19 protein-coding genes and 1 tRNA gene are annotated in these 20,917 nt (G+C 40.0%); 10 read left to right on the forward strand and 10 right to left on the reverse strand.

Features of this window, described 5'->3' with window-relative positions; all coding sequences use genetic code 11:
• Positions 1 to 26 precede the first annotated feature (26 nt).
• Positions 27 to 1,331: a murein hydrolase activator EnvC gene (locus H3V11_RS07290; protein ID WP_198224043.1), complete on the reverse strand. Its 1,305-nt coding sequence runs from the start codon at positions 1,329 to 1,331 to the stop codon at positions 27 to 29.
• Positions 1,331 to 2,854 carry a 2,3-bisphosphoglycerate-independent phosphoglycerate mutase gene (gene gpmI / locus H3V11_RS07295; protein ID WP_025330646.1) on the reverse strand — a complete coding sequence of 508 codons (1,524 nt, stop codon included), beginning with the start codon at positions 2,852 to 2,854 and terminating at the stop codon, positions 1,331 to 1,333. Before gpmI ends, H3V11_RS07290 begins: the two co-directional genes overlap by 1 nt.
• A 207-nt stretch (positions 2,855 to 3,061) precedes the next feature.
• Here gpmI and H3V11_RS07300 point away from each other — a divergent pair, with 207 nt between their 5' ends.
• The 4 genes from H3V11_RS07300 to H3V11_RS07315 all read left to right on the forward strand — a co-directional run bounded on the left by H3V11_RS07300 (position 3,062) and on the right by H3V11_RS07315 (position 5,472).
• Positions 3,062 to 3,640 carry a YqgE/AlgH family protein gene (locus H3V11_RS07300; protein WP_025330647.1) on the forward strand — a complete coding sequence of 193 codons (579 nt, stop codon included), beginning with the start codon at positions 3,062 to 3,064 and terminating at the stop codon, positions 3,638 to 3,640.
• Positions 3,633 to 4,094 (forward strand): Holliday junction resolvase RuvX, encoded by a 462-nt coding sequence (gene ruvX, locus H3V11_RS07305; protein WP_198224045.1) that lies wholly within the window; start codon positions 3,633 to 3,635, stop codon positions 4,092 to 4,094. The genes H3V11_RS07300 and ruvX overlap by 8 nt, the downstream gene beginning before the upstream one ends.
• A gap of 264 nt (positions 4,095 to 4,358) precedes the next feature.
• Positions 4,359 to 5,273 (forward strand): acetylglutamate kinase, encoded by a 915-nt coding sequence (gene argB, locus H3V11_RS07310; protein WP_084554255.1) that lies wholly within the window; start codon positions 4,359 to 4,361, stop codon positions 5,271 to 5,273.
• A gap of 123 nt (positions 5,274 to 5,396) precedes the next feature.
• Positions 5,397 to 5,472: transfer RNA gene (locus H3V11_RS07315), tRNA-Asn, on the forward strand.
• 59 nt (positions 5,473 to 5,531) lie between these two features.
• Here H3V11_RS07315 and H3V11_RS07320 read toward each other — a convergent pair.
• Complete coding sequence (locus H3V11_RS07320) at positions 5,532 to 6,104, reverse strand: FKBP-type peptidyl-prolyl cis-trans isomerase (protein WP_198224047.1); 573 nt, start codon at positions 6,102 to 6,104, stop codon at positions 5,532 to 5,534.
• Between the two features lie 607 nt (positions 6,105 to 6,711).
• Here H3V11_RS07320 and rho point away from each other — a divergent pair.
• A complete protein-coding gene (gene rho, locus H3V11_RS07325) occupies positions 6,712 to 7,971 on the forward strand; it encodes a transcription termination factor Rho (RefSeq protein ID WP_025330651.1) in 1,260 nt (419 codons plus the stop codon).
• Positions 7,972 to 8,260: 289 nt separating this feature from the next.
• Here the strand turns inward: rho and H3V11_RS07330 are convergent, their stop codons facing one another.
• Both H3V11_RS07330 and H3V11_RS07335 read right to left on the reverse strand, forming a co-directional pair.
• Positions 8,261 to 9,001, reverse strand: a complete 741-nt coding sequence (locus H3V11_RS07330) for a UDP-2,3-diacylglucosamine diphosphatase (RefSeq protein ID WP_084586198.1) — start codon at positions 8,999 to 9,001, stop codon at positions 8,261 to 8,263.
• Positions 9,002 to 9,019: 18 nt separating this feature from the next.
• Positions 9,020 to 9,373 (reverse strand): Spx/MgsR family RNA polymerase-binding regulatory protein, encoded by a 354-nt coding sequence (locus tag H3V11_RS07335; protein ID WP_198224049.1) that lies wholly within the window; start codon positions 9,371 to 9,373, stop codon positions 9,020 to 9,022.
• A gap of 194 nt (positions 9,374 to 9,567) precedes the next feature.
• Between H3V11_RS07335 and H3V11_RS07340 the strand changes: the two genes are divergently transcribed.
• Positions 9,568 to 10,209, forward strand: coding sequence for a hypothetical protein (locus H3V11_RS07340; RefSeq protein ID WP_084586197.1), 642 nt, complete (start codon positions 9,568 to 9,570; stop codon positions 10,207 to 10,209).
• A gap of 179 nt (positions 10,210 to 10,388) precedes the next feature.
• Here H3V11_RS07340 and secF read toward each other — a convergent pair whose 3' ends face one another.
• From secF to putP, 5 genes are all read right to left on the reverse strand, one after another.
• Positions 10,389 to 11,324 (reverse strand): protein translocase subunit SecF, encoded by a 936-nt coding sequence (gene secF, locus H3V11_RS07345; protein WP_198224051.1) that lies wholly within the window; start codon positions 11,322 to 11,324, stop codon positions 10,389 to 10,391.
• 6 nt (positions 11,325 to 11,330) lie between these two features.
• The gene (secD, locus tag H3V11_RS07350) at positions 11,331 to 13,184 is read right to left on the reverse strand and encodes a protein translocase subunit SecD (protein ID WP_084551886.1); all 1,854 of its coding nucleotides are present in this window, start codon (positions 13,182 to 13,184) and stop codon (positions 11,331 to 11,333) included.
• A gap of 96 nt (positions 13,185 to 13,280) precedes the next feature.
• Positions 13,281 to 13,580 carry a preprotein translocase subunit YajC gene (yajC, locus tag H3V11_RS07355; RefSeq protein ID WP_025330657.1) on the reverse strand — a complete coding sequence of 100 codons (300 nt, stop codon included), beginning with the start codon at positions 13,578 to 13,580 and terminating at the stop codon, positions 13,281 to 13,283.
• A 125-nt stretch (positions 13,581 to 13,705) separates the two neighbouring features.
• The gene (radC, locus tag H3V11_RS07360; protein WP_198224053.1) at positions 13,706 to 14,380 is read right to left on the reverse strand and encodes a DNA repair protein RadC; all 675 of its coding nucleotides are present in this window, start codon (positions 14,378 to 14,380) and stop codon (positions 13,706 to 13,708) included.
• 127 nt (positions 14,381 to 14,507) lie between these two features.
• Positions 14,508 to 15,995, reverse strand: a complete 1,488-nt coding sequence (gene putP / locus H3V11_RS07365; RefSeq protein ID WP_198224055.1) for a sodium/proline symporter PutP — start codon at positions 15,993 to 15,995, stop codon at positions 14,508 to 14,510.
• Positions 15,996 to 16,619: 624 nt separating this feature from the next.
• On the opposite strand from putP, the gene radA reads away from it, so the two are divergent.
• From radA to H3V11_RS07385, 4 genes are all read left to right on the forward strand, one after another.
• The gene (gene radA / locus H3V11_RS07370) at positions 16,620 to 17,993 is read left to right on the forward strand and encodes a DNA repair protein RadA (protein ID WP_198224057.1); all 1,374 of its coding nucleotides are present in this window, start codon (positions 16,620 to 16,622) and stop codon (positions 17,991 to 17,993) included.
• An 89-nt stretch (positions 17,994 to 18,082) separates the two neighbouring features.
• Positions 18,083 to 18,385 (forward strand): putative quinol monooxygenase, encoded by a 303-nt coding sequence (locus H3V11_RS07375; protein ID WP_198211158.1) that lies wholly within the window; start codon positions 18,083 to 18,085, stop codon positions 18,383 to 18,385.
• A gap of 145 nt (positions 18,386 to 18,530) precedes the next feature.
• Entirely contained in the window at positions 18,531 to 19,181 is a 651-nt protein-coding gene (locus H3V11_RS07380) for a fumarylacetoacetate hydrolase family protein (RefSeq protein WP_198224059.1), read from the forward strand.
• A 181-nt stretch (positions 19,182 to 19,362) separates the two neighbouring features.
• On the forward strand, positions 19,363 to 20,844 hold the full coding sequence (locus H3V11_RS07385; RefSeq protein WP_198224061.1) for a glycosyltransferase family 39 protein: 1,482 nt from the start codon (positions 19,363 to 19,365) through the stop codon (positions 20,842 to 20,844).
• Positions 20,845 to 20,917: the final 73 nt, after the last annotated feature.

Consider the following 20,917-nt stretch of genomic DNA (forward strand, 5'->3'; position numbering starts at 1 on the left):
AAAGTAATAGCAAAGCATAATATGTGTTAACGCAACCATGATAATGGATTCATTGCCTGATTATGATAACGAATTTCAAAATAAAGTCCGTTCTGACCGTCCGGTAATTTACCACTTATACCAATGGTTTGACCAGAGCTAAGAATGCTACCGGCAGAAACATTGACGGAGGACAAGCCTGTGTAAATGCTGATATAACCTTCACCGTGATCAATGATAACGGTATTGCCGTAACCTTGTAAAAAAGCAGCATAGACCACATTACCATTAGAAATGCTGTGCACAGCCGCATTGTTACATGAAAAAAACAATCCTTTCCAGATACCGCCATTTGGTCTGTTTTCTCCAAATTTTCCTGATATGCTGCCGTTAACCGGTCGGGGAAGGCGTCCCTGTTTCTGTGCAAGACCTTTAATAAGCGGTGTTTTAATATTTTCTGTAGCCTGTAAAGCTAAATCTTCTGCAGTTAAGGTAGAAGGCGGTCTGGTGCTGTCTGTATCATTGTTACCAGCATCGTTACTTGGAGTAATTTGTGGCTGACCTGTATTTTTCGGTTTGATGGTTTGTTTAGGAGGTTTAGGCTGAGTCTGAGCCAGACGACGCATTGTTGCCTGAGCAGAAAGACGGCTTAAAAGATTGTTCAATCGTTTTTCATCAGCCTTTAATGATTGTAATTGCTTATTCTGTACTTGTAATTGTTGGTTTAATACACTGGATTTGCTTTGCTGAATAGTATGTTCATTACGCAGTTTGTTAATAAGCTGCTGTTGTTTTTTTTGTAGCGAAGAAAGTTGTTGTTGCTGATTATTAATAGCCTGTTGCTGTACATTCATTCGCAATTGTTGTTCACGTAAACGCTGAATGACCTGCTCATTGGCTTCATTTAAATATCGTATATATTGTAACGAGCGCCCTTTTTGGTCGGAGGGATCCTTTTTTAGCATTAAATATACGCTGTTCGGCTGACGGTTACGGTAATGTGCATTAAGTAAACGGGCTATCTGGGTCTGAGTTTCTGCAATCTGGGTACGGGTTTTATCCAGATTGGTTTGCAGGGTTTGTAACTGCCGCATACTGGTCTGTTGCTGTTGCTGAATGCGGTGAAGCTCATTTTTTGCCTGATTAAGCTGCTGGTCTGTTGCAGCCATTGAGGCATCAATTTTTTTCTGTTCAACCGTAGTTTTACTGATCTGGTTTTGTGTTGCTGAAATAGCCTGGTGAACCTGTTTCAGTTCACCAGTTGGCTGTTGGATTTTCTGATTATTGGCAGCGATAGCCAAAGAGAAAAGGGTACTGCACCATATCAGAATGAGACAGAATAAAGATTTCATTATTTATCTGTGAATTCAATCAGGTTCTGCCCCGTCATTTCTGCAGGCGGAGTCAGTCCCAGAGCAGTTAAAAGAGAAGGCGCTACATCTTTAAGCGCTCCGCCTGAACGGATTGTAGCCTTACGCCCTATATAGATAAATGGGACCGGTTCAACTGTATGTTGTGTGTGAGGTTGCTGATTTTTTTCATCATACATGTGTTCACAGTTACCGTGATCGGCAGTAATAATCACTTCTCCGCCTGCAGAAAGTGTTGTTTCGACAACCTGTGCAACACAACTATCCAGTGTTTCTACTGCTTTTATAGCGGCGTCAAGTGAACCGGTATGTCCAACCATATCACCATTGGCAAAGTTACAAATAATAACATCATGACGATGATGTTTCAGACTATCAATAATTTGTTCAGTAATGCCGACAGCACTCATTTCTGGCTGTAAATCATATGTAGTCACTTTGGGTGAAGGAATCATAATCCTTTCTTCACCAATATAAGGTTCTTCCCGACCGCCGCTGAAAAAATAAGTTACGTGCGGGTATTTTTCTGTTTCCGCTATGCGGAGCTGGCTAAGACCCTGTCCGGCCAAAAATTCTCCCAAACCATTATTTACAGGTTGTTTTTCGAACATTACCGAATTGCTGAATTGTGTCCCGTAAGCAGTGATAGTGGCAAAATAGCCCGGTTGTACACGATACTTGCGTTTAAATCCATCGAAATCAGCAAAAGTAAGAGCTTGAGTTAATTCACGTGCGCGATCAGCGCGGAAGTTGAGAAACAGAATGGCATCACCATCTAGCAGCCTTGCCTGCGGGCTGACAATGGTAGGTTTGACAAATTCATCCTGCTCGCCACGGGCATAAGCAGCCTCTAATGCAGTAACAGGGGAATCAGCCTGGTAGGGCGCATCTCCGAATAAGGCATTATAAGCAGCTTCAACGCGATCCCATCGATTGTCCCTGTCCATGGCAAAAAAACGTCCGACAAGGGCACCGCATAATATCTGAGAATGCTGTTGCATATATTGTTGCAGGCGTTGCAGATAGGGACGGGCACTTTGCGGCGGTGTATCACGCCCATCAAGAAATGGATGGACAACAATTTTTTGCATGCCGGCAGCTAGTGCGGCATCTATAACTGCAAAAAAATGTTCTATATGGCTATGCACACCACCATCAGAAAATAAGCCCAGCAGATGTACAGTATGATTCGGATTATTCCATGCCTGTTGCAAAACCGGATTTTGTTCAAGAGTATGGTCTTCAATAGCCATATCGATTCGGGTAATATCCTGAGGTACAACTCTGCCTGCACCAATATTCAGGTGACCCACTTCTGAATTGCCAAACTGACCAACAGGCAATCCGACCATTCGTTCTGAAGCATCTATCGTGCCATAAGCATAGTGCTGACGATAGTTATCGATATAAGGAGTATGCGCCAGTAAAATTGCATTGTCATTTCCTTCGGCACGATGGCCGAAACCATCCAGAATTAAAAGCACAACAGGTTTAATTAATGACACAATTGACCTTTCTGTGATGGCTGTCTTTGACTCAGTCTGCCAGTATTAGCTGTTTTGATAAAATTTTAAAAACCGGATAAAACAATCCGGTTCGGAGTAAGATAGAATTATAGCGAAAAGCATACGCTTGAGAAACTGTAAAACAGACCCAATTTAACGACAAATTAATTTATATAGTCTGACATCATTTTCATGGATAAGCACAATATGGCTGCACAACAAAACGCTCCGTCCGGATTCTCTCTGGCCAATCATTTTCTGATTGCTATGCCGTCAATGGAAGACCCGTTTTTTAAAGAAAGCGTGATTTATCTGTGTGAACATAGTGCAGACGGTGCTATGGGTATCATTGTAAATAAACCATCACCGATTATGATGGATTTACTGTTTGATTCTGCTAAAACCCCTACACCGGAACGTTTTCACGGACAAAATGTTCTGATGGGCGGTCCGGTTCAAGTAGACCGCGGATTTCTGGTACATACTCCGACAGGTTCATGGGAAAGCAGTTTGCTGGTAACTGACGATATAGCCATGACTACTTCTCGCGATATTATTCTGGGGCTTACGCAGGAAAATGAAGTTGATAAAGCTGTAGCTACTATTGGTTATTCCAGCTGGTCTGCCGGACAATTGGAGCAGGAGCTGGCAAATAATAGCTGGATAACCGTGCCTGCAGATAACCAGATTTTATTTGATATGCCTTATAAGCAACGTTACAAAGCTGCTTTGCAGTTATTAAATATTGATATTGCCAATCTGAGCGTATTGGTGGGCCATGCCTGAATCAATCCCTTCTCCCCTAAAGCGTGGCACTGTACTCGGATTTGATTTCGGAAGCGCACGGATAGGAGTAGCCGTCGGTGAAGCTGAGCTGGCGAGTGTACATCCGTTGGAAACTATTACTGTTATCAGTAATGAACAGTATTTTAGCCGTATTAAAACTTTAATAAATGAATGGCGGCCACAGGTGCTTGTAGTAGGTCTTCCCACTCATGCAGATGGTGAGGACGATGAAGCTACTGCTCTTTGTCGCCGTTTTGGTAACCGTTTACATGGTCGTTTTAATTTACCGGTATACTGGGTAGATGAGCGCTGGACATCTGTAGTCGCCGAAAGTTTGCTGAATGAAGCTTTAGTTTTTGGGAAAAAGCGTAAACAAATACTGGATCAGGTTGCAGCACAGGCAATTCTGGCAACTTTTTTCAGTACAGGCGCATGTACGGTCAAATTTGATTAAATTTTCAAATGTGTTTTAAATGAATCTAAATATCGGGTTACTGATAACGCAGAACTTATAACTATAAATACTGTTTTATTATTTCGATAATTTTTAGACTGCTTTTTCAATCAAGTATATTTTTCATTTATTTTTCAATTTGTACTTATTATTGCTTAAAATTTTAAACAAACATTAAATAACAAATTATGGTTTTATTTTATCATAACTAAAGATAAACTTAACCGTAGAAAAATAATCAGTTTAATTAGGCAGGGATAAATAATGAGCACAGACATCTTCACGAACATTAATGCTATTGAGGCTAAAACAAAAGCTAATATTTTAGCCGAGGCGCTACCATATATCCGGCGATTTTCCGGTGTGACAATGGTAATTAAGTATGGCGGTAATGCAATGACTGATCCGCAATTGAAAGAAAGTTTTGCTAAAGATGTCGTATTGCTCAAACTGGTGGGAATTCATCCGATTATTGTACATGGGGGCGGGCCGCAAATTAATGAGCTGTTACAGAAAGTAGGGAAAGAAAATCAATTTATTCAGGGTATGCGGGTGACTGACAGCGAGACCATGGATATTGTTGAAATGGTGCTTGGTGGTTGTGTTAATAAGGAAATTACATCTTTACTTAACCTGCATGGAGGGCATGCAGTCGGAATTACCGGCCGCGACAATCATTTTATCAAGGCGAAAAAATTGTTTCTTACCACTTCTGATAATGAAAAGCAGGATATCGGACAGGTAGGTGAAGTTGAAGAAATTGATACAGCTCTGATTCAGGAAATGGTGGAACATGGTTATATTCCTGTAGTGGCACCTGTTGGAGTAGGTGAACATGGTGAAGCATTTAATATCAATGCAGATGTGGTAGCCGGTAAGCTGGCAGAAAGTCTGAAGGCTGAAAAACTGATTATGCTGACTAACACAATTGGTGTACTGGATAAAAATAATCAATTATTAAGTCGCCTTACGCCATCTGATATCAATGCATTAATTGTTGATGGTACTTTACAAAATGGTATGCTGCCTAAAATTAATGCGACTTTGCAGGCTGCTATGCATGGCGTTCACAATACCCATATTATTGACGGACGTGTTCCACATGCTCTCTTGCTAGAAATTTTCACTGATAAAGGTGTCGGAACTATGATTCTAGGTCAGAATGAACAGGCTGAATAATTTGAAATAAAACTGCTTACTAAAATATTATTATTGTGTAATTAATAATTTAATCAACTTGTAATCATAAAGTTGTTTAAAAAGCTTGACAGTAAAATTACAGTCGCTATAATCTCGCCTCATTCCCTGATAGCTCAGTCGGTAGAGCGACGGACTGTTAATCCGCAGGTCCCAGGTTCGAGCCCTGGTCGGGGAGCCAGATTTTAAAAGCACTCAGTTTACTGAGTGCTTTTTCATTAATTATACCTACAATCAGATTTACTTTCCAACTTTAATCAGCTTCACATCAAATATCAGAACACTGTTAGCAGGAATGGCACTTGTCGGGCTATGTTCGCCGTAAGCAAGTCGGGCTGGTATATAGAATGTGTAGTCACTACCTTCTGACATAAGCTGCAATCCTTCAGTCCATCCGGGAATCACGCCATTAAGCGGAAATGTAACCGGCTCATTATTACGCTGAGCTGTACTATCAAAAATAGTCCCGTCGATTAACCGACCTTCATACTGAACCGTCACCATATCAGTGGCTTTAGGTTTTTTACCGGATCCCTCATGATTAACTTTATACTGCAAACCTGATGTAGTGGTTTTTACACCGGAAACATTTTTATTTTTGGCCAGAAACTCCTCTCCTCCACGCTGCGGGTTTCGGGTAGCCGAAGGTGCAGTTGAAGCTGCTACCGGCTCACTGCTGTTATTTTTATACCCATTATCAGCAAAGTTACAGGCCGATAAAACCAGTGCAGTAGTAATTCCCAGAGTAGTTAAAGACAAGTGTTTCATAATTTCTCTTTTAGTATTTAAAGAAGAGACAATTATAGCAGTCATCAGCAGAAAAGCATTTTCTTATCTGCTGTTTTACTGGTAGTTTGTTATTGATTTGATATCTGGAAATTCAGTTTTTTAAATACATAATTTATCTGTAACTGTTGTCTTTCTGATATATTCTTTTCTATTTACATTATTATACTAACTTTAATAATGCGGTTATAATCCGGCATGAATAACAGTTTATGGTTAAAAATTAGTGATTAATATAACAATAAGAAATTTATATTAACCTGAATTGTTGTTCGGTTCGGTTAATTCCTGATACAGACTAAAAAACACAACTATAACTTTTTATGCTATATGGATTTTCTGATGTCAGAATTAAATTTTAAGGGTATGCTTCATACAAGTGTTATTGAAAGTTGATAATAACTTGACATTATGTGGTTTGAAGATTAGAATTGCACTTCATAAGAAGATGTCACTTCTGAAAAATCTTTTATTAATGTCTTTTGTGGCAGAATTAAACCAAATCAACTTTCAATAAAAACCTTACCTGTCTTTGGCAAGTATTTTGCAACTTAAAGACTGGTAACTGGAATTATTATGAGTTTTCTGACTCATTTTATCTTCGATTCTAATAAATAAGTTCATTTATATCTTTATGCACGTTTCTGAATTACAAAATCTACATGTGTCTGAATTACTGGGCATAGCTGAAGAGTTTGGTATTGAAAATGCCAATCGTTTGCGCAAACAGGATCTGGTGTTTGCTATTGTGCGCATTAAAATGAAGCAGGGAGAAGCGTTTACCTGTTCCGGTACGCTGGAAATTCTGCCTGATGGCTTTGGCTTTTTGCGTAGCATGGATACATCTTATCTGGCAGGTCCTGATGATATTTACGTCAGTCCGAGTCAGATACGGCGTTTCAATCTGCATACAGGTGACACGATTGAAGGCAGTGTACGTGTACCTAAAGACAATGAACGCTATTTTGCGCTGGTTCGTCTGGATAAAATTAATGGAGACGATCCAGATGTATGCAAACATAAAATCCTGTTTGAAAATCTGACACCATTATTCCCTGATCGCCAGTTTGTGCTAGAGCGGGATATTCGTTCCGGAGAAAATCTTACCGGACGTGCAATTGATCTAATTGCACCTATCGGATTTGGTCAGCGTGCTTTGCTGGTAGCTCCGCCGAAATCAGGTAAAACAGTGATGCTGCAGAATATCGCACATGCGATTACAGCTAATTATCCTGAAGCTGAACTGATTGTTCTGCTGATTGATGAGCGTCCTGAAGAAGTTACAGAAATGACCCGCTCAGTTCGGGGTGAGGTAGTATCTTCTACTTTTGATGAGCCGGCTACCCGTCATGTACAAGTGGCTGAAATGGTGATTGAAAAAGCCAAGCGTCTGGTAGAACACAAAAAAGATGTAATTATTCTGCTGGATTCAATTACACGTCTGGCCCGCGCTTATAACACGGTTATTCCTGCATCCGGTAAAATTTTAACTGGCGGTATTGACGCAAATGCACTGCATCGTCCTAAGCGATTCTTCGGCGCAGCCCGTAATGTGGAAGAAGGCGGTTCACTGACTATTATCGCAACTGCTCTGGTAGAAACTGGTAGCCGTATGGATGATGTAATTTATGAGGAGTTCAAGGGAACGGGCAATATGGAATTGCATCTGGATCGGCGTATGGCTGAAAAACGTCTGTTTCCGGCAATTAATATCAATCGTTCTGGTACTCGCCGTGAAGAGTTGCTGGTTTCTAATGAGCATTTACAAAAAATGTGGCTGCTGCGGAAATTCTTGCATCCAATGGATGATATTGAGGCAATGGAATTTATCATTGATAAGCTCAAGCAGTCTAAAAATAATGCCGACTTTTTTGATTTAATGCGCGGCAAGTAAGTAATTATTTTTAAACTAGTAAGAACCGTGTTTACGCTTAGTAGACACGGTTTTTATTTTAAAATCTCTGTATATAGTGGGTGATTTAATAATGATATGCTATTACCCGGATAAATCAGGGTATTTGGAAAAGAAAAATAATAAATAAAAACCGAAAAGAATTTTTAATCTTTTCGGTTTTTATTTTACTGGCGTTGTATTCAGATACGAAATCTGACTGCCTAGTTAATAATGAGATAATTAACTGCTAGGAGCATTCCCATTAATAGTATGAATGCATTTTTTCTATTTATAGCTTAAGCTCATGTACATGTACACCATCTGTGTCTACAGCCAGATAGCCGCCGTAATTATCAGCCCAGTCCTGTATGACATAACGTTTGAAAGATTGGTTGTTCAACTGTGATTCATGTACGGCCGGACGATGGGTATGACCATGAATCAGTGTAGGCAGAATAGGTTGAATATGACTACTCATCAGTGCATTAATGGCTTGTTCTGTTACATCAGAAATCTCACTTTTACCTTCATTATTTTTACGCGTTTCACTCATCTGACGGATTTGTCCGGCTAGTAAACGACGCTCTTCAATAGGTTTACTTAATACTGCCATTTGCCATAAAGGATTGCGGGACTGGGCACGGAATTGTTGATATGCAATATCGTCAGTGCATAATTCATCCCCATGCATAATAATATATTCATGCTCGTAAAGGTTTATTTGCTGAGGTGATGTAAGTAGTTGTATTCCGGTTTCTGCAGCAAATTTTTCACCAATCAGGAAATCCCGGTTACCATGAATGAAAAAAACTGGAGTCGCAGAAGAAAAAGATTTTAACTGAGATTTAATATGACGAATGAAATCACTATCATCATCGTCACCTATCCAGACATCAAAAAAATCACCTAATATGTATAACGCATCGATATTTCCTTGCCATTGTTGCAGGCAGCGTTCAAATAGTTGATTTAAAGGCAGGGTCTGTTCAGAAAGATGTAAATCAGAAATAAATATTGTTGTGTTGTTCATGGTTTGTATCTGGAAGTATCAGGCAAAAAATTCAGTATAGCGTTGCGGATCAAAACCAACCAATATTAATTGATTTTTTACCAGAACAGGTCTTTTAATCACTGAGGGGTGGTTTATCATTAGGCGAATGGCTTCATCATCATTACTTAAAGCAATTGTCTGTTCATTGTTACTTAATTTCCGCCATGTTGTACCTTTACGGTTAATTAATGTTTCTTTAGGTACTTGTGTAAGCCAGAACTGGATATCAGTGATTGTGGGCCGTGTTTTCTTAAAATCGATAAATTCAGCGTTAATATGTTGATCAGCCAGCCATTTGCGGGCTTTTTTGACAGTATTACACTGACTGATACCATAAATTTGTATACTCATTGATGAAAGCCTGTTTGCGGAAATAAGCTGTTATTATACCGTTTTGCTTATATTTGCTTAAAGTGTTGGTTTTATGTCGATTGAGCGTTTTAAATTGTTTCTGACCAGTGAAGGTAAACTGCTTGCGTTGCTAATCCGGCATATTGGCAGTATGCTTTAATCAGTATAGATTTTATTTTATAAGGAATACCGGGATGAAAAAAATCAGTGTATTAGCCGTTAGCCTGTTACTGGCTGCCTGCGGTGGTAAGCAAGAGGCGAGTAATCACAATTTTACTGAGGCGATAGATAACTTTGCTAAAAATGAGAAGGTTTGTCTGGCGGTTAATCTGATGCTGGATAATGTTCAGGGAGGTATGAATAATACGGTTGCACTTGGTAATAAAGAAATACGTATTGCCAGAAAAAATAGTGATGGCGATAAAGTTAATAAAACTGCTTTAAAGCAAATGGATATTTTAACTGATGCAGACTTGTATGAAAAAGGTAAGGATGCAACTCTGGTTGTTAATGGCGGAAAAGATATACCGCAGGCAGTGTATTACCGTACAAGTAAAGGTGAGGACAATGTGCAAAATACAGCTCAGGGAAGTATGCTGTGCCTAGGAACACAAAAAGTAGATAAAATTGTGCTCTTTACTGAACCTACCCCTGCAAATGGAATGACTATTTCCAAGGTAGTTTATGATGCAAAACTGGTACCTGAGAAATGGGCTGAAAAATTATTGAAAACTACCGATGAAAACTGGTGGAAGTCTATGCAGGAACCTCAACGTCGTGCGGCTGTATTGGTTTTAACGGATAAAGGTTGGAAAGACGAACGGGCACTACGTTAGCAATCAGATATTGTTCGGCTTAGGAACATCAGTTTGTTAGCTTTTCAAATTCCATTTTTGATTGCCGTATAGATAAACCTAATTTTGTAGGTAAATTTTAAAATCATAAAAAACTCCAGAAATAAAATATTATTCTGGAGTTTTTTAATTAATTAGAGGAAAACAATAGTAATTTAATCTTAAACTACAGCTTCCTCTTTCTGTTTTGGCGGCTTAACCAGATTTTGCCGGTTCAGTCCAAACATCAGTAATAACGGACTCGCTACTAATACTGATGAGTAAATACCAAACACAATACCAATTGTTAATGCCATTGCGAAACCATGCAAAGCAGCTCCGCCAAATACCAGCATAGAAATGACCATTGCTTCAGTAGATCCGTGAGTAATAATGGTACGGCTCATGGTTGCGGTAATGGCATTATCTATGATTGCCGGAACGCTTTTACCACGCATATGTGGTTTACGGAAATTTTCACGGATACGGTCAAAGACAACTACTGACTCATTAACTGAGTAGCCAAGCACGGCAAGTACGCCTGCAAGTACGGTAAGAGAAAATTCCCAGTGAAAGAGGGCAAAGCAACCCAGAATAATTACTACGTCATGCATATTGGCAATAATAGCAGAAACAGCAAAGCGCCATTCGAAACGCATGGATAAGTAAATAATGATGCCAATCACAACCATGCCTAAAGCCAGTAAGCCGTGAGTAACCAGTTCTTCGCCCACTTGCGGCCCGATGAATTCAACCTGACGTAAACTTACACCTTCCTGATGTTGTTTAAGCAGGTCCATAACTTGATTGGACAATTGTGCTGAAGTCATATTGGCTTTATTGGGCAGACGAATCATGATTTGTTTATTTGTGCCCAATGCCTGTACTTGTATTTCTCCAAGTTTTAATCCATCCAGTTCTGTACGGATTTTATTTAAATCCGCACTCTGTTTGAATTCCACTTCCATTACAGTACCGCCGGTAAATTCTACAGAAAAGTTCAGCCCGCGAGTAACAAGAAAAAATACAGCCAGAATAAAAGTAATTAATGAAATCGCCGTTGTCAGCTTACCATAGCTCATAAACGGGATATCACGTTTTATTTTGAAGAATTCCATAATTTATTAAGCCTTACTTTTACCAGTGGCAGCTTTATCTGCAATCCAGATGTGGCCGATAGAAAGTGTTTTCAGTTTGCGTTTGCGACCATACCACAAATTAACAAAGGCACGAGAAACCACTACTGACGAATACATAGATGTAATAATACCCAGACAATGTACGACAGCAAATCCGCGAATAGGGCCTGAACCGAAAATCAGTAACGCCAGACCGGCAATCAGTGAAGTGATATTAGAGTCTACAATAGTATGCCAGGCGTGATCGTAACCTGCATTAATTGATATTTGTGGTGTATTACCATGACGTAATTCTTCGCGGATACGTTCATTAATCAATACATTCGAGTCAATCGCCATACCTAGTGTAAGAGCAATTGCCGCTATACCCGGCAGTGTCAGAGTAGCCTGCATGGCAGACAAAATAGCGATCAGGAACAACAGATTGCATGACAGGGCAATTACTGAAAACAGTCCGAACATCCGGTAATAAAGCATCATGAATATGGCTACTACTACAAATCCCCATAAGGTGGAATGAAAGCCTTTGCTAATATTTTCTTTACCCAGAGACGGGCCAATGGTTCGTTCTTCGATAATTTTCATTGGTGCAGCCAGTGAGCCGGCACGCAATAGCAATGCGGTATCATTGGCTTCAGCAATACTCATACTTCCTGAAATAATGGTTTTACCGCCGGGAATAGGTTCATTGATTACCGGTGCGGTAATCACTTCTGCCTTACCCTGATCGATAAGTACCATCGCCATACGTTTACCAACATTATTGCGGGTGAGGTCAGCAAAAATGCTGGCACCTGTACTGTCAAAATTTACGCTTACACCCGGCAATCCCCGGTCGTTAAAGCTGGCCTGAGCATCATTAATATTGTCCCCAGTCAGTTCAACCTGTTTGCTGACCAGTGTAGGTGCTCCGTTACCGGCAGATGGCAGTAGTTCAAATCCATCTGGATTGTGTCCTTGCAGCGCCTGCTGATACAGATTGGGATCATCACTTACCATTCGTACCTGTAAAGTTGCAGTACGGCCAATGATATCTTTAGCTTTAGCAGTATCCTGAACGCCCGGCAGTTGTACGACAATCCTGTTCGGTCCGGCCTGCTGTATAACCGGTTCAGCAACACCCAGCTCATTAACACGGTTGTGCAGGGTATTAATGTTCTGGGTCACTGCATCTGTACGAATTCTGGTCAGCGCAGTGTTACTCAGGCTAACTACCAGACGGTCACCATTCTGAGTTAGTGTTGCATCATTAAGATATTTTTTTAATCCGGATATTGCAGTGGAAGCATCGTTTGCAGATTGGAAAGGAACAACCAGTGTCTGTCCGTTTTTAACAATATTGCCGCTGCGGATTTGTAGTTTGCGCAGCTGACGACGGATATCTCCGGCATAGCTGTCAAGTGTTTTATCAACGGCTGAATCCATATCCACCTGCATGGTAAAATGTACACCACCACGCAAATCAAGACCAAGAAACATTGGTTTGGCATGAATTTTTTCCATCCATTCCGGAGTATTGGCCAACAGATTCAGAGCTACGATATAGCCTTCGCCGAATTTAGATGCAATAGCATCACGTGCTTTAAGCTGAGTTTCAGTATCACTGAAACGCACTTTCAGGCTGCCATCAGTAATGAACATACCCTGATGCTGTATGTGTGCAGCTGCCAGAGCCTGTTTAACTGTATTTTCAGTTTGTTCATCGATAGTAATGGCCTGCCGGTTGGTAGAGATTTGTACTGCCGGTATTTCGCCAAAAAAATTGGGAATGGTGTATAACAGACCCAATACTATTGAGACGATAATAAGCAGATATTTCCATATAGGATAACGATTCATATTTGCTGCCTTGTTGCAGACTGTTGTTCTTCAGTTAATAAATGAAAGAAAACAAACAAAGGCCGCAACTGAAAAGTTGCGGCAGGATTACTGATTTTATTCTGGCGCCTTACCACTGATGGCATTGCGTTCAAATTCAACTTCTACTTTAGGAGCAATTTCTAAAGTGAAGTATTGTTCATTTACTTTAGTAATTTTGCCAACTATTCCAGCCAGAGTAACAACTTTATCGCCTTTTTTCAGTTCGGTTAGCATTTGCTGGTGTTTTTTATGTTTGCTTTGCTGCGGGCGGATAATCAGAAAATAAAAGACAACAAGAATTAATAAAAGAGGGACGAATTGCATAAGGCCACTCTGTGAACCGGCAGTGTTGGCAGCATAAGCAAAATCAATCATGGGGTACTCCGTATGATTAAGGTAAATAACGCTATTAAACCAGTTATTGTAATCGGCAATGATAAATTTATCCAGCTTTGCACTATTTATGCTATTAAGATAGAACGTTTAATTAATAATTTTTACTACATTAGATTTAATTCAGCCATTGATGTTATTTTTTCAGCAGTAACAATAAAATGATCCAATAAACGAATATCCAGCAGATTTAAAGCGGCTTTTATTTCTCTGGTAAATTGAATATCGCCACCAGACGGCATAGTAGATTGTCCTGGATGATTATGTGCCAGAATAATTGAGACTGCGTGGTGTTTTAAAGCTGCTGTAGCAACTTCGCGAGTGTAAACCCGTGCTTCATTGATGGTACCGCGAGCCAGTTCAATGGTTTGCATAAGCTCGTTACGCTGGTTCAGAAGTAAAGCTACACAAACTTCCACTTTTTCATGGCCTATATGTAAACGCAGGAAATCAGCCACTACAGCCGGCTGAGTAAAAATAGGGCGGCAATAAATTTTTTCTGCCAGCATGCGTCTGCTTATTTCTCTAATTACTGCAAACTGGGTATAACTGGCAATGCCCATACCGTGATACTGACAAATTTGCTGACAATCTGCTTCAAGCAGTGCGCGCAGACTGCCCAGTTGAGAAATAAGCTCTCTTGCCAGATCTACCGCACTTATACCCCGAGTACCTGTACGCAGCAGGATTGCGAGTAGCTCGGCATCACTTAGCGCTGAGGCGCCCAGATTAAGAAGTTTTTCCCGAGGGCGATCGTTTTGCGGCCAATGCTTGATGCTCATTATTACGATTATGTGAATTAAAGGACATAATCATAATATAGCTATGTAATAAAATAAATTGGTTTGAGAGCATATTCGGATTACTGATTAACTTAAAAACAGTTTAATCCGCCAGGTTAATTAAAGTTCATTTTGTTTTAGTATGGTAGTGCTTATAAGCATCTTTAAAATGAATCTGTACTATCTCACTTGGTTTTTTATCACATAAACTAAAAATAATGATTGCAATTGATGCAAGTATGAATCCAGGGATGAGTGAATACAGATTAAACCAATTAAAATTGATCCACAGCAATACTGTGACAGCACCGGTAATCATACCGGCTAATGCGCCGTTTCGTGTCATACGTGACCAGAATACGGAAAAAATAATAATCGGACCAAATGCAGCCCCAAAACCAGCCCACGCATGGCTCACCAAATCCAGAACGCTGTTATTCGGATTAATTGCCAGTAAAATGGCAATCACAGATACTATAAACACCATTATTCGTCCAATCCAGACCAATTCTTTCTGTTTTGCTTTTGGACGGAAAAATGCACGATAGAAATCTTCTGTCAAAGCGCTGGAGCAAACTAGTAGCTGGCAGCTTAAGGTACTCATCACTGCAGCCAGAATCGCAGCGAGAATAATGCCGGCGATCCATTGGTTGAAAAGTAATTTGGATAACTCGATAAAAATCCGTTCATGTTTTCCATTGCTGACCAGATAGCTTAATTCTGGATGGTTGGCAAAATATGCTATTCCGAAAAAGCCGACGGTAATGGCACCGGCCAGACATAAAATCATCCATGTCATGCTGATACGGCGTGCGTTTTTCATTACTTCATGCGAATCAGCAGCCATGAATCTGGCTAAAATATGCGGCTGCCCGAAATAGCCCAACCCCCAGCCTAGCAATGAGATTATGGCGATAAAATCCATATGGGCAAAAAGGTTGGTATAGTCCGGATTCAGATTTTCAATATGAATGAGTGCATCAGAAAAACCACCGGCATTAATGATTACCATTATGGGGGTTAAAATCAGAGCGAACATCATCAGACTTGCCTGAATGGTATCTGTCCAGCTAACCGCTAAAAAACCGCCTATAAGCGTATAAAGAATAGTTGCACCAGCTCCTGCCAGCATAGCCCAGCCATAGCTCATGCCAAAAGTGCTTTCAAATAATTTAGCTCCGGCAACAATTCCTGATGCACAATAAATTGTAAAAAAAATCAGAATAATTACTGCTGAAATAATACGCAGTAACGAGCTGTTATCTTCAAATCGATGCGTAAAATAATCGGGTAAAGTTAACGCATTATGGTTGATTTCTGTAAAAACACGCAGACGTCCGGCAATCAATAACCAGTTCAGGTAAGCACCAAGTACTAAGCCAATTGCTATCCAGCTTTGTGAGATACCAAATAAAAATACTGCACCCGGTAATCCCATCAGTAGCCAGCCGCTCATGTCAGAAGCTCCGGCCGAAAGTGCAGTTACTACGCTGCCGATCCGACGTCCGCCCAGAATGTAATCACCAAAATTCTGTGTTGACCGATAGGCAAAAAAACCAATTGCAATCATTCCTAAAATGTACACAGCGAATGTGACAATCATTGGCAAGGACATAGTTTTGAAAAACCTTGTGTATAAAAATTGAAATAAATATGGATTGATTTAAAACATTTAAATATTCCGCCAAAAATTAGCCGAAGACAAAAATTCATTCCATTTTTTTCGATGTATGTTAAAGATTAAATAGTGTAATGTAATAATTGACCATGCAAGAGAATATCAAGGCAAAACCGGATTTAACCTGCACGAATTGACGGAGTATATAATAATTGCCAGACAAAGTAATTATTATAATTTGTTTTTGGAAGCAATTACTATTTGCCAAAACATTTGATTTTATCGTTCAGTTATCAGTGTAGACTCTTTTGAATTTGAATCAGTAAATTGCCATATTTTTTAATCTGCTAATCATTATGATTAAAACCATTATAATGCTTCAATTGTTTATAATTATAGATATTACTATTTTTATTTAATGGTTTTAGCTTCAAAAATTTAACTAAATTATACGCTGTTAAAGGGTAAAATTTATGGCTTGGTTCTTGTGTTCTAACTTAAGTGAAGATTTAGATAAAATTGAGAACTGAATACAATTGGTTAATTTTATTGAATCTTTATTTGCTAATAGTTACTGGATACTATATTTGAATTTAATGCAAGTCTTGCTGGAAAGGTTTCATGGTAAAGCAGAAAACTCAGTTTCAATGTCGCAGTTGTGGTGGAAGCTCACCTAAATGGCAGGGGCGTTGTCCTCATTGTGGCGAATGGAATACTCTGGAAGAAACAACAGTTTTATCTGCACCTTCTTCTGGCAGCCGTTTTCAATCATGGGCATCAAGTGAATCGGCGGTACAGTTACTGGCAGAAGTCAGTGCGGTTGAAATACAGAGAACGCCAACAGGAATGGGTGAGCTGGACAGAGTACTTGGAGGTGGTTTAGTAGACGGAGCTGTTATTTTGCTAGGCGGAGATCCGGGTATTGGTAAATCTACATTATTGCTACAAACAATAGCCTTGATGGCCGAACAGGAATCCGTATTGTATGTTTCCGGAGAAGAGTCAGCTCAGCAGGTTGCTTTACGTGCAAAGCGTCTTGGTGTACATGCAGACAAAGTTCATTTACTGGCAGAAATACGTGTAGAGGCAATTAGTGCAGTTATTGCACGCCAAAAACCCAGAGTGGTAGTAATCGATTCTATTCAGACCATGTATTCTGATGGTATTACTTCAGCACCCGGTTCTGTATCACAGGTTAGGGAATGTGCAGCCCAATTAACCCGCCTGGCAAAACAACAGGGTATCAGCATGTTGCTGGTTGGTCATGTAACCAAAGATGGCGCGATTGCCGGTCCTCGGGTGCTGGAGCATATGGTGGATACGGTATTGTATTTTGAAGGGGAAACTCATTCAAATTATCGTATGATTCGTGCTATTAAAAACCGTTTTGGTGCCGCTAATGAGTTAGGTGTTTTTGCAATGACAGAAAAAGGGCTGAAGGGGGTTTCCAATCCTTCAGCATTGTTTTTATCCAGTTATCGCGATGATGTTCCCGGCTCATGCGTTCTCGTTACTCAGGAAGGTTCGCGCCCCTTACTGGTAGAAATTCAGGCACTTGTTGATGATGCTCATGGTTTTGCTCCAAAACGATTAACTGTAGGGCTGGCTCAGGAGCGGCTGGCAATGTTGCTGGCTGTGCTGAACCGTCATGCCGGTATCGCTTGTTATGATCAGGACGTGTTTCTTAATGCTGTAGGCGGTGTAAAAATTACCGAACCGGCAGCAGATCTGGCTGTGATTCTGGCCATGCTTTCAAGCTATCGTAATCGACCATTACCGGAAAAGCTGATTGTATTCGGAGAAGTCGGGTTATCAGGTGAAATTCGCCCTGTTCCGCGCGGACAGGAACGTTTGCGAGAGGCAGAAAAACTTGGATTTACTCATGCCATAGTACCTGCAGCTAATTGTCCCAAACGGACGGCAGATTTTCCGAGGCTGACTATTATCGGGGTAAATTCGGTACAGGAAGGTGTAGATGCTACACGAAGTGATTGATTTTATATTTGCCTTTAGCTGATTAAAAGAATAGGCTTTACATTTGCAAATACCTAAGTATCGTTTAAGAAAAATCAAGGAGATAAAATATGTCACAGCCAATTAAACTAATTGCAATCATGGATCTGAAAGCCAATGCATGGATAAATATTGCTGCTGCCGTTGAGCAATGTGTGGAATTGTCACGTAAAGAAAAAGGAAATGTGTTTTACACTGTTAATAAAGATTTAGATAAGGCTGACCGGATTATATTTATTGAATGCTGGGCTGATGATGCAGCAATTAATGAGCATGGTAATACTGAACATTTTCAAAACCTGATTAAAACAGTAGAACCATACTTGCGAGAACCAATGCAATTAATAAAATTAAGTGAAATTACTGCTTTTTAATTTTACTAAATATATTATCTCTGGTTCTCACAGACTATACCGGCTGAATTTTCAATTTTGATAAACTGATTTTGGCCGGATAAATTGCTGCTATTTCCAGACGGTGATTAATTTCAAATCTGGATTTAATTTTTGGTGACACAAGATGAAAACCGTTTATATCGAAGAACAAAAAGTTGCTTTAGCTAATATTTTTTGTATTGGAAGAAATTACACAGAGCATATTAAAGAATTACATAATGTAAAACCTGAAGAACCCGTGGTATTTATGAAGCCAACTTCTTCTCTGGCTCTGGAGCCTGATGATATTCAATTACCATCCTATAGCTCTGATGTACATCATGAGTGCGAGTTGGTTATCTATATGGCAGAAGATGCTTTTGATATTCAGGAAAATGAGGCGTTAGATTATGTCGGTGGCTATGCTATTGGTCTGGATTTAACTGCGCGAGATGTACAGGCAGAGTTAAAGAGTAAAGGTTTGCCATGGGAAAAAGCCAAAGGGTTTCCTACAGCAGCCTGTTTATCGCACTTTATTCTGCCATCTGAAATTGATGATATCCAGCGACAGGAATTTTTCTTAAAGGTAAATGGAGAGATACGCCAGCAGGGTTATACAAAAGATATGATGTTTACGTGCCGGCAAATTATCAGTTATTTGTCCAGAGTTTATGGCTTGCAGGCAGGTGATATTATTTACACTGGTACACCTGCCGGAGTTGCAGCGATTCGATCCGGTGATGAACTAGAATTAATCTGGCCGGATAAAATCAAAGCTACATTCCGAGTAGCTTAAGCTAGCTTTAGTTGAGCTGATTTTGCATTATTCAGGCGCAATTTTTCATTGCGCCTGAATGCTTTGAGTAAATGATTTTTTAAAATCAACAGATAAGTTTCTTGATAATATTGCTATACCGTAGTGTCTAACAGTAACTGCACCCTTTATAATAACTTAATTTGAAAATTGAAATCTTTTTATGCCAAGCAAACCGTTGTCGCTCAGACTACCCTTTTGGTTAGTACTTTATTTTATCTTGTGGACGGTATTACCTTTTATGCTTTCCTCAAGTTATCCCTTAGATGTTCCTGAGGGTATTTACTGGGGACGTGAATGGCAATGGGGATATTATAAGCATCCGCCATTTTCAAGCTGGGTACTCTATTCTTTTTACTATACTTTTGGTCATATTGGTCCGTATATTTTAAGTCAATGTACGATAGCATTGAGTTTATGGCTGGCTTATTTGTTCGGCCGGCAATTGATGAGCAAAAGCCGGGCTTTTATCGGTGCATTATTTTTGCTGGCAATATTTTATTACACGTGGCCTTCTCTTGAATTCAATCACAATATAGCGCAAATGCCCGTATGGCTGGGTTTAGTCTATATCTTTTATCTGGCTATTCGAGAAAATCGCTGGAAGTACTGGTTATTGTTTGGTTTGCTGGCTGGTATTGGCATGCTAGTAAAATATACCGTTGCCTTACTGCTATTAACTGTGGTGTTATATTCATTGTGTACACCGAACCGACGGTTATGGCTGACACCAAGGCCGTGGCTAGCAATTTTGCTTGCTCTGATTGTGTTTGCTCCGAATATATACTGGCTGATAGAGCATAACTGGCTACCACTGACTTATGCTTCAGCACGCTCAGCTGAAGATGCAAACCGTAACGGGCATCTGGCGGCTCTTGGGTATTTCGGCACTCAGCTACTTAATCATTTACCTATTTTATTCATTTTGCTGTTTACCCGTACACGATTGAGTTTACGCCCGTCTGTTCAAGTATTGCGTCAGCGTGACTGGTATTTTCTTTTATGGATGGGATTAGTTCCTACGCTGATACTTGTATTTGCCGGACTGATTTTTGGACTAGGATTACGTGATATGTGGGGTATGCCGATGTGGGGCTTATCTGGACTCATAATCGTGTCTCTGATTCCCGAACCGGTATTTATATCTAAAGATAAATCTTTGCTGAAAGGTATAGCAGTCTGGACGCTTATTGTTACCATATTGATGGCTGTTTATGTAGGATTCGGAGCCAGAATCCGTCATAAACCTTCTCGGATGGACTGGCCTCAGGCTGTACTGGCCAAACAGGCTGATGATCAATGGCAGGAGTTGTCTTCTTGTAAGCTTGATAGTGTTACTGGTTCAGACTGGGTAGTATTGCTGGTAGCTTCCTATTCAAAATTTGCTCCATCAGTCATGGTTTCCGGTAATTCCGCTTACTCTCCGTGGATGAGCAATAGTCGTTTACAGCAGCAAGGTACGCTGGCATTATGGCCTGCTGATGAACATCCTCAGACACCATGGTTAGAACCTTTAGCTCATCATTCTGAGCTGGTTGTAAAACAAGGTGAGTGGATAGTTCGATGGAATAAATTACCCGATCGAGAGCCTCTTAAGGTAGTCTGGCAGGCATACATACCGAAAAAATGTTTAAAACAACAATGATTTTTTATATTTATATAAAATTAAAAATGATTAATAATACATTTGGATTATCTCAGTTTGCTTTTCTTTTAGG

Origin of the sequence: Snodgrassella sp. W8158, assembly GCF_016100435.1 — a bacterium.
Classification (GTDB): domain Bacteria; phylum Pseudomonadota; class Gammaproteobacteria; order Burkholderiales; family Neisseriaceae; genus Snodgrassella; species Snodgrassella alvi.